The following is a 2,347-nucleotide window of genomic DNA, read 5'->3' on the forward strand; positions in this document are numbered from 1 at the left end:
CGCAAGATCCAGGAGCTGAAGGTCGCGATCAAGCTGGAGGAGGACCTGACCAAGGATCAGATCCTCACCAACTACCTCAACATCACCTTCTACGGGAACGGCGCCTACGGCGTGGAGGCCGCGTCCCAGCGCTACTTCAGCAAGAGCAACAAGGACCTCACCGTCGCGGAGGCCGCCACCCTCGCCGGACTGGTGCAGAACCCCTCCCAGTACGACCCGAAGCTGCACCCGCAGGCCGCCCAGAAGCGGCGGGACACCGTCATCGACAAGATGGTGGAGAACAAGCACCTCACCGCCGACCAGGCGAAGGAGGCGAAGGCCGCCCCGCTCGGACTCAACTACCGCGAGCCGCAGAACGGTTGCATCACGGCCACGGCCGGCATGGGCTTCTTCTGCGACTACGTGCGCCACGTGGTCAAGCAGGACCCGGCCTTCGGCAAGTCCGCCGACGACCGGAAGAAGCTCTGGGACACCGGCGGCCTGAACATCTACACCACGCTGGACCCGGACAAGCAGGCCGCCGCCCAGAACGCGGTGACCAGCAACGTGCGCGTCACCGACAGCGTCTCGGCCGCCGCCACCATGGTCGAGCCCGGCACCGGCAAGATCCTGGCGATGGCCCAGACCCGTCCGTACGGCCTGGACACCAGCAAGAACCAGACCGTCGTCAACCTGAACGTCGACGCCTCGATGGGCGGCGGCAACGGCTTCCAGCCCGGCTCCACCTTCAAGCCGATCGTCGCCGCCGCCGCGCTGGAGGCGGGCCTGCCGCCGACCCAGGAGTACTCGTCCCCGAACAAGCTCGAGTACCCGACCATGAAGACCTGCGAAGGGACCTGGAAGAACGAGACCCGCCCCAAGACCGTGGTGCCCAACGAGTCCGCGAGCGAGAAGGGCCCCTACCAGCTGAAGATGGCCATGGCGCTCTCCGTCAACACCTACTTCGTGCAGATGGAACAGGAGATCGGCCTCTGCGCGGTCAAGCAGATGGCCAACAAGTTCGGCATCAGCACCAAGGCCAGCGGCAAGCCGCTGGACGAGGTCCCCGCGATGGGTCTGGGCGTCGAGGAGATGAGCCCGCTGACCATGGCCAACGTGTACGCGACCTTCGCCGCCGAGGGCAAGCACTGCAGTCCGATCGCCATCAGCAGGATCGTCACGGTGGACGGCAAGGACGTGCCCGTTCCGGCCGGTCGCTGCGAGCAGGTGTTCTCCGAGACGACGGCCCGGGCGATGAACACCGTCCTGAACGGCGTGACCGAGAACAACGGCACCGGCGCCGCGCTCAGCCTGGAGGGGAACCGGCAGATCGCCGGCAAGACCGGCACCTCGGACCACAAGAAGGCCGCCTGGTTCGACGGCTACACGCCGTCGCTGGCCACCGCCGTCTGGCTCGGCGGCCCGGCCGGCGGCGTCGAGATGCGCGACATCACCATCAACGGGAGGTTCCGCAGCGAGGTGTTCGGCGCCGACGGCCCCGGCCCGATCTGGCGGGACGCCATGAACCAGGCGCTGCGGGGCACGCCCAAGCAGTCCCTGGCGATGGCCGACATCCCCGACCCGGCACCCAAGCCCGACCCCGGCAGCACCGCGACGGCCACTGCGGCGGGCACCGCGACCGGTGCGAACCCGCCGGCCACCGGACCGGTCGGCGGCCCGCAGCACTGACGACGGCCGCACCGACGGGCACCTGGGGTGGGTCCAGCCCCACCCCAGGTGTGGGTCCAGACCGGTGTTCGACCGTTCGCCGCCTCCGTAACGTCGTCTGCACCACGACACGGAGGACAGGACCATGGCGATGACCGCGAGCTCGAACCTCGACAACTCCCGTACCGGCGAAGCCTTCACCACCGTGAAGAAGTGCCTCGTGCTCTTCGGCGTGATCGGCGTCGTCGTCCTGGGGACCGTCGCCGCGACGGCCTTCGCCGGGCAGCAGACCACGCCCTTCATGTGGATCCGCGCCGTCATCTTCCCCGCGCTCGCCCCGCTGTTCCTCCGGATGACCGCCCGCGCCGAGGCCGGCTCCTACGAGGCCTTCGGCCGCCTCCGGACCATCTCCACGGTCATGCCGATCGCCGTCATCGGCGTCGACCTCATCCCCGGCATCTGCCCTCCCTGGTACGCCGCCCTGCAGGGGCTCTCCGCCCTCGCCGTGCTGCCGGTCGCCTTCCTGACCCGCAGCGGCGCCCTCAAGGCGGCCTTCCCCAAGCGGTGACCCGGGCCGGCCCGCGCAGGAAGTCGGCCGAGCCGACTTCCTGCGCCGCCCCTCGCCGGGATACCCAACCACGCGGAACAGGCCGGGTACGGCCGGCACGCACGCCAACCAGCCCGGGGGCGGGGCCCCCGC

Annotated in this window: 2 protein-coding genes; both read left to right on the plus strand. The window is 69.7% G+C overall.

The genetic code is table 11. From position 1 onward, the window contains the following. On the plus strand, positions 1-1,668 hold a 1,668-nt coding region (locus ABT247_RS33070; RefSeq protein WP_350750234.1), incomplete at its 5' end, for a transglycosylase domain-containing protein. A 124-nt stretch (positions 1,669-1,792) separates the two neighbouring features. Next, positions 1,793-2,215, plus strand: a complete 423-nt coding sequence (locus ABT247_RS33075; protein WP_350750236.1) for a hypothetical protein — start codon at positions 1,793-1,795, stop codon at positions 2,213-2,215. The last annotated feature ends 132 nt before the right edge of the window (positions 2,216-2,347 follow it).

This window comes from Kitasatospora sp. NPDC001539, from assembly GCF_040298565.1.
Lineage (GTDB): Bacteria > Actinomycetota > Actinomycetes > Streptomycetales > Streptomycetaceae > Kitasatospora.